The sequence below is a fragment of the Nonomuraea sp. NPDC049784 genome, assembly GCF_040659615.1.
Lineage (GTDB): Bacteria > Actinomycetota > Actinomycetes > Streptosporangiales > Streptosporangiaceae > Nonomuraea.
The window spans coordinates 1-7,050 of sequence record NZ_JBFAMX010000534.1 but is presented as its reverse complement, the minus strand read 5'-3'; the positions used below and the strand labels follow the sequence as shown (position 1 = coordinate 7,050).

General features: G+C 71.0%; 7 protein-coding genes and 1 pseudogene. 4 read left to right on the top strand and 4 right to left on the bottom strand.

Annotation, left to right across the window (positions count from 1 at the left end; translation table 11 throughout):
- A pseudogene (locus AB0J09_RS50850) lies at nt 1-256 on the top strand (TetR/AcrR family transcriptional regulator); the annotation flags it as partial.
- Here the strand turns inward: AB0J09_RS50850 and AB0J09_RS50845 are convergent.
- Complete coding sequence (locus tag AB0J09_RS50845; protein ID WP_360708625.1) at nt 249-1,370, bottom strand: LacI family DNA-binding transcriptional regulator; 1,122 nt, start codon at nt 1,368-1,370, stop codon at nt 249-251. The pseudogene AB0J09_RS50850 and the gene AB0J09_RS50845 sit on opposite strands and share 8 nt — an antisense overlap.
- Before the next feature lie 307 nt (nt 1,371-1,677).
- Between AB0J09_RS50845 and AB0J09_RS50840 the strand changes: the two genes are divergently transcribed.
- Nucleotides 1,678-3,309 carry an SMI1/KNR4 family protein gene (locus tag AB0J09_RS50840; protein WP_360708622.1) on the top strand — a complete coding sequence of 544 codons (1,632 nt, stop codon included), beginning with the start codon at nt 1,678-1,680 and terminating at the stop codon, nt 3,307-3,309.
- 46 nt (nt 3,310-3,355) lie between these two features.
- Here AB0J09_RS50840 and AB0J09_RS50835 read toward each other — a convergent pair whose 3' ends face one another.
- Both AB0J09_RS50835 and AB0J09_RS50830 read right to left on the bottom strand, forming a co-directional pair.
- Nucleotides 3,356-4,246 carry a hypothetical protein gene (locus AB0J09_RS50835; protein ID WP_360708619.1) on the bottom strand — a complete coding sequence of 297 codons (891 nt, stop codon included), beginning with the start codon at nt 4,244-4,246 and terminating at the stop codon, nt 3,356-3,358.
- A 95-nt stretch (nt 4,247-4,341) separates the two neighbouring features.
- Nucleotides 4,342-4,719, bottom strand: a complete 378-nt coding sequence (locus tag AB0J09_RS50830; protein WP_360708616.1) for an STAS domain-containing protein — start codon at nt 4,717-4,719, stop codon at nt 4,342-4,344.
- Between the two features lie 223 nt (nt 4,720-4,942).
- Between AB0J09_RS50830 and AB0J09_RS50825 the strand changes: the two genes are divergently transcribed.
- Entirely contained in the window at nt 4,943-5,281 is a 339-nt protein-coding gene (locus AB0J09_RS50825) for a helix-turn-helix domain-containing protein (protein WP_360708614.1), read from the top strand.
- A 321-nt stretch (nt 5,282-5,602) separates the two neighbouring features.
- Nucleotides 5,603-6,103 (top strand): GNAT family N-acetyltransferase, encoded by a 501-nt coding sequence (locus AB0J09_RS50820; protein WP_360708611.1) that lies wholly within the window; start codon nt 5,603-5,605, stop codon nt 6,101-6,103.
- A gap of 6 nt (nt 6,104-6,109) precedes the next feature.
- On the opposite strand, the gene AB0J09_RS50815 is transcribed toward AB0J09_RS50820, so the two are convergent.
- Nucleotides 6,110-7,050 (bottom strand): alpha/beta hydrolase (locus AB0J09_RS50815; RefSeq protein ID WP_360708608.1); only part of this gene is annotated, 941 nt, incomplete at its 5' end.

The window sequence follows — 7,050 nt, the reverse complement described above, 5'->3', positions numbered from 1 at the left end:
GGCCAACCTGCCCGAGTTCGACAGCCGTCCCGGCCCGGTCCGCGACGCCCTCCAGCGCCAGCGCCAGGCCTGGCTGGACCTCCTCGCCGGCCAGGTCCGCCACGCGGTCGACACCGGCGAGATCACCTACCTGGACGCGGACCTGGTCGCCTTCCAGATCGACGCCGTGCTCACCGCCGCCAACACCGCCATGCGCCTCGGCGAACCGCACCCCGGCGACAAGGTCCGCCGCGTGATCCACGGATTTCTCACCTGATGTCCTTCCCGCTCCTTTGGTCACCCATGTGATCAGGGGCGGTCGGTGACCACGCGGCCCGGACGCTCGAGGCGCGGACCATCAGTTCGGGCTGGAAGAGGACCTGGCGGTGGCGGTGGCGCTCACCTTCGTCGATCTCTTCCAGCAGCAGCTCGGCGGCCATCCGGCCGAGTTCCCTGCGCGGCTGGCGGATCGACGACAGCGGCACCGCGGCCGCCTCCGCGAAGTCGATGTCGTCGTAGCCGATAAGCGCCACGTCGTCGGGAACGCGCAGGCCTGCGACGGTCAGCCCGTGCATGATGCCCAGGGCGAGCAGGTCGTTGGCGCAGAACAGCGCGGTCGGCCGCTGCTCGGGGGGCAGCGCGGCCAGGCTCCCGGCGGCGTGGCGGCCCGAGGCGAAGCTCAGCGACGGCACGTCGACGCGGACGAGCGAGGGCACCTCGCCAGCGTCCGGCGAGGGGCCGCCCGGCGCCGCGCGGCCGGCCACTCCCCCGGCCGCCTTCACGGTCTCCGACGCCCCCTTGTACCGCTCGGCGACCTGGCTGATGGTGTGCGGGCCGCCCACGAAGGCCAGCCGGCGATGCCCCTGTGAGAGCAGGTGCTCGGCGGCCAGCCCTCCTCCGAGGACGTCGTCCACGGCGGCCGAGCACCGGTTGCGCACGGTGGCCCGGTGGTCGAGCAGCACGACCGGCGTCCCCCGGTCGATGAGCTGCTCAAGCCGCTCGGTCTCCCCCTCGACGGGGGTGATGAGGATGCCCTGGACGCGCTGCTCCTCCAGGTGATCGAGGTAGCGGCGCTCGCGCGGCCCGTCCTGGTCGCTGTTGCAGAGGCTGATGATCATGCCGTTGGCGTCCGCGGTGGCCTCCACCCCCTTCACGACGTCGGTGAAGAACGGGTTGGTGACGTCGAGGACCACCAGCCCGATCGTCCGCGTACGGCCGGAGCGCAGCGCCCGCGCGGACTCGTTGCGGACGAATCCGAGCTGGTTCATGGCGTTGAGCACCCGCTCACGGGTCGCCGGCGCGACCGCGTCAGGACGGTTCAGCACGTTGCTGACCGTCCCCACCGACACGCTGGCCAGCTGGGCGACCTCCTTGATGCTCGCTATCGCCATGGCCCCCTCACAGCACGATCTTGACCGAAGGGTACTACAGAGTGGAGTCTGCCACTTGAAACGTAACAATCGTCCCAACTGTCACAACAGTCCCCTTCACCTGCATATTTACCCGTAACTCTTGACGCTACCTACGCCGAAATCCTAGCCTTTCCGTCAAAATCGATGGAACGTTTCATACACCTGCGAGCCGCCTCCTTCTCCCGGTCATAAAGGGGTGACAACGGCCGGTTTACGACAGCACAGCCCTCGAAATGATCAACCCGTGTTACAAAGGGGGCCGCGTTCCGAAGACGAGGTGTGCTGCGTGATTGACGACGTGCTCCGTGCGATGGCCGAGAAGATCTCGGCGGGGGCGCCCTCCGGGTGGCGGCGGGCGGAGCTGCGCGGGTTCGCGACCGGGCGCGGCGGGTCGGGGCATCGCGGCCTCGCGTTCGAGCCCGAGGGCACGGGTGGTGACGACATCGACGTGCACCCGGAGCTGACCGCCCTGCACGAGCTCGCCGGGGCGCCGAGCGGCCGGCTGCTCACCGTCGAGCTGGTCGTCGAGGCCAGGGGCCGGTACGAGGCGATGATCAGCGAGTCGCTGGAGCGCGATGACGGGGACGGCTTCCTGTACGTGCTCGATCCGGACTCCCTGCCGGCCGAGCCGGGGACGTTCCAGCAGGGCCCGGCGAACGCCACCCCCGCCGGAGATCCACGGGAGGCGGTCGCCCTGCTCGGGGCGTATTTGCGCGAACGCGACCGGATCCTGGGCAGGGACACGTACGCGCCGCCGCCCGCGCTTCACGGGGCCCGCCGCGCCCGGCTGGAGACCCGGCTGCCGGGCCCGCTCCCCGACGACCTGCGCGCCCTCTACTCGCACGTGGACGGCGACGGCGGCGAGGGCCTGCTGGACCGGCACCCATGGTTCGGCCTCGAACTGCTGGAGAACCAGAGCCGGCGGGAGAACCGGTGGTGGTCGGCGGGCCGCACCTGGCGCGACCACTTGGAGCGCCCGATCATCACCAGCGCGGGCCCGCCGCTGGCGGTGCGCCGGATGTCGGACCACCCGCGCTGGATCCCGTTCGCCACCAGCACCGACGGCGACTTCCTGGCCGTGGACCTGGCACCGGGACCGGGCGGGCGGCCCGGCCAGGTCATCCGCATGGGCCTGCACCACGACGGCGGCCCCGGCTACGTCGCCGATTCGGTGACCGGCCTGCTGCGGCGGCACGTCGACGCCCTGCGGGCGGGCGCCTACAAGATCGAGCGGGGCGGGCTCTGGATCAACCTCGGCGAGCCGGGCTGGGACGCGTACGGGGAGTCGCGCTCGCTGACGGCCTCAGGCTCCGGCGCGGCGTCCATGCGGGGCATGCATGACGGGATCGAGCGCCTGTCGGTGGTCAACGCACCCTGGGCCGATTTCGGGCCCGTACGAGGAGCGCCGGCGCTGTGGGAGGTGCGGGTGGAGAACTGCCCTGGAGCCGACCTGGCGCCGCTCCAGGACACGCCGGTGGAGCTGCTCGACCTGGCCATGGACACGATCGACCTGGCGCCGCTGGCCGGCCATGCCACGCTGCGGATGCTGGCGCTGAGCACCGCGCGGCCCGTGGACCTGGCGCCGCTGCTGTCGTGCCCGCAGCTGTACGGGCTGGATCTGTCCCGGGCGGCGGTCCGCGACATCGGCGTGCTCGCCGATCTGAAGGGCCTGCTCTACCTGCGGCTGCGCCGCGGGCAGTGGGAAGAGCTGTGGAAGCAGGCCGGTCACCCGGCGGGGCTGGCGGCGGCAGGCCTGGCCGCCGAGCCGCGCCGGGAGAAGGCCTGGTGGTGGTCCGTCGACAGGGCCTACCACGCCCGCGAGCCGTCGCCGCGGACGGCGGCGGGCTGGGCTATCGCCCTGGCCGGGGAGTCCGCCGACGTGCTGGTGCGCACGGGCCGGTACGCCCGGCGGCGCTGAGGTCAGCCCCTCGCCGAACCGGCCGGTACGCGCGGCGGCTCTGACCTCAGCCCCTGGTCGAGATCAGGTCGAGGGCGCGCTGGTGCTGCTCCGGCGAGGGCGCCCGGGTCCAGGTGACGCCGGGCTGGTTCTCGGCGAGCATGCGTGCCAGGACGGTGGACATGACGTCCGCTGGCTCGGCGTACGCCATGTGCGGGCGCATGTTCCGGTATCCCGCCAGCACCCGGCCGTAGTCGTACATGAGCGTGTTGGTGAAGCGGCTGCGCTCGGCGTCGGCGCGTTCGAGCCCTTCGACGAACTCGGGCTCCGGCTCCTCGATGACCGCCTTGTAGATGTCGAGGCGGTTGCGGATCTCGCCGGGCGAGGCATGGCTGTGCGCATCGTCGTACATCCTCGACACGTGCTGCGGCGTCTGCGTGAGCACGGTGAGCATGCCGTAGCCGCCGTCCTCGTCACCGTAGCCGCCGTCCACGCCTTGCGCGTGCGTGGCGGTCATCATCGCGCTCGTGAAGTCGTACTTGTCCAGTCCGTCGACCGGCTCCGCCATCCAGTCGTCGTCGAGGTGCAGCACTCCCCCGGTCTCGGACCGCGCGGCGCGGTCGAGGAGGTGGCGTACGGCGCCCGCCGGGTCCGCGATCGCCTGCGGCCCCAGCGCGGCGAACTGCTCGGCCAGCAGGAACAGCGAGACCATCATCGACGGGTGGTAGACACGCAGCGCCCCCGCCTCCCGGTGCGGGTACACCGTGCTCTCGTCGTCGTACGCCTCCAGCCCGGCCATGAAGGCCTGCTCCTGCTCGTCGGTGAGGATGAGCTCCCAGGCCCACTTGCGCTCCACATGGAACTTGTAGAAGTCCTCGCCCCTGAGCGGGTCCCGGAACTTCCACCACAGGGCGACGCCGACGACGAGGGCGGCGATGACGCCTAACGCTATCCACATACGAGATCGTCTCTCTTTCCGGTCCGGGGATCGGTCATAAAGAGCGGATCGTAGCGGTGAAGATCAACGCCTTTCCTGAGAACGCGAGAAAACGATCACATGTGGCCACCTGGCGACGTGAGGGGCGGGCTGTCGTCGCCGAGCACCGCTTCGATGGCCTCTTCCACGCTGGGATGGATGTTCAGGGCGTCCCAGACCTTGGTGATCCGCAGCACGCGAGCCGGCATGGTGTGCACGGCGGCCAGGTGCAGTCCCCGCGGGCGCGTGGCGGCGTCGAGGCGTAACAGGGCATGAAGGCCGCTGCTGTCCATGAAGGTCAATCCGCTCAGATCGAGCAGGACGGGCTGTCCGGGCCGGCGCATCCGCGTGGCGTACGACTCGAACTGGTCGGCGTTGCTGCAGTCGACTTCGCCGGCCACAGTGATCAGCACACCCTTGATCAACTGCCGGCAGTCCAGTTTCAGCGGGGTCATGGCGGAGCTCAGTGCGCCGGTAGCGCCTGCACAACGGTGACGGGCATGGCGTCCTCGCAGTAGGTAGGTCAGCCTGGGCTTGCGACGGCGAATGGTCCGCGCCACAACTGTAATCCCGAAGGCAGTTACCGGAAAGACTTTTCGCCATAGGATCTTCAGGTAAACAGTTTTCGCCCGCTCCATGGGAATCGGCGCCCTGGGAGCGGAGGAGGCGAAGTGAGCCGTGAGCACATTGGATGACCATCACTCCACCTGGACATTCCTCACCCATCACGCCCGCGTGCTGGTGGAGATAGCCCGAGACCCCCAGGTCCGGCTACGCGACATCGCCACCAGCATCGGCATCACCGAACGCACCGCGCAGACCATCGTGCGGGACCTCTACGAGGCCGGCTACCTGACCCGCACCCGCATCGGGCGGCGCAACCACTACAACCTCAACCTCGAGCAGCACTTCCGCTATCCCACCGAGGCCGGCCTGCCCATCAGCCTGCTCATCGACATGTTCACGCAGCACGACATGGCCTCCGCCCAGACCCCCGGCGACCCGCCGGCGTCCTGACCGCCGTGTTCCGCGCGGGCGCCGTCGCCGCCCGGTGGAGGTCCGAGCGGCAACGGGGCGAGGCCTGGTCCCTGGCCGGCTTCACCGGCCTGGCCTGCAGAACGTCACCTTCGCCGCGGTCATCGCGGCCCGCTGGGGTTCGTCGCCGCCGCGCTCCAGGTCACCTCCGCCTGCCTCGCCTTCTCGGTCATGAAGGCGCAGGGCCCGCTCGGGCTCATCGGCCTCTCCGGCTGGCTGCTCTGGGTGGCCTGGATCGTGACGTACGGCGTCCGCCTCGTCCGCCTGAACGCGGCGTGACCGCCCGGCCTTAGGCTGGCCTTCATGGACCACGTCCTGATGACGGAGCGCCTGATCCTGCGTCCGGTGACCGTACATGATCATGCCGTGCTGCTGGCTCACTGGACCGGCGCGGACGTGCGGCGCTTCCTCTTCGACGGGGCGGTCCTGTCTCCGGCGGAGGTCACCGAGGTCATCGAGGACAGCATGCGGGACTTCGACACGGGCGGCCACGGTGTCTGGCTGATCCGGTCCAAGGACGACGGCGACCTGATCGGCGCGGCCGGGCTGCGGCCGCTGGAGGAGCTCGGGCTCGAGGTCTTCTACAGCCTGGAGCCCACCGCGTGGGGCAAGGGCTATGCCACCGAGGCCGCCGGCGCGGTGGTGGAATACGCCCTCGGCCCTCTTGGATTGCCCGAGGTGCTGGCGGAGGTCGACAAGGGCAACGCCGCGTCGGTCGCGGTCGTCGAGCGGCTCGGTATGACCCCGTTCGCGGTGGTGCCCGGCCTGCTCGGCCCGATGACCCGTTACCGGAGGACCCCCTGACGAGGGTCATTCGCGAGTCATGGCAGGCTCCCGGATCGCCTGGGCGAGTTCCTCGCCGTGCGTGAGTTGAGGATGGTGACCGGCCCCGCTGATCGTGGTGACCCTCGCCCGCGTGCCGAGCGTGTCCAGCAGCGCCCGGCCCTCGCCGGTCAGTGGGTCCTCGGCTCCCACGATCACGTGCACGCGCCCCTGGTAGCGCGCGAGCTTGGCTCGGAGGTCGGCGCGCCATCGCGCGCGGCCGGCGGCGGACAGCAGCTGCGCCGCGTGGGCGGCGACGCAGCCCCGGCGCAGGTCCTCGGCGCTGGACGCGAGCCGTTCCGCGTGGGCCGGGTCGCCGGTGAGCAGCCGCGACAGGGCAGCGGGACGCGCCCGGCCGAGGTACAGGCGGGTCAGCGGGGCCACCCGCGTGGCGAACCCGGCGCGGGCCTGGAGGAAGAAGGGCGAGACCAGGGTGAGCTGCTCGACCTGGTCCTGGTGCGTCAGGCCGGCCTCGACGGCTGCGGCGGCGCCGATGGAGTGGCCGACCACGTGCACCCGGCCGGTCTCCTCGACCAGAGCGCTCAGCCAGGCGGACATGTCCCGCGGACGGCCCGCGCTCATCCCGAGGCCGGGGAGGTCCACCACGCGGGCATGGCCGAGCGCGACGGCGACCCGAGACCAGGTGTCGGCGTTGACGGGCAGGCCGGGCAGCACCAGGGTCGGCGCGCCCGGTTCACCGATTCCGAACGTCCGCACGCCCGCGTGGCGGGTGAACCGCCGTACCGGCCGCCGGGCGGGCACGGCACCGAACCGGTGGGCGGCCAGGTGGTCGGCCCATCGCAGGATCGACTCGGTGGTGCCGGGGAGAGCGAGTCCGTGCCGCTCGGCGAACGCGCGGGCCGGCCCCGTGGGATAGCGGTCGGACGACAGGAAGGTCAGGGTTTCCGGGTCCGCCTTGGTCAGCGCGG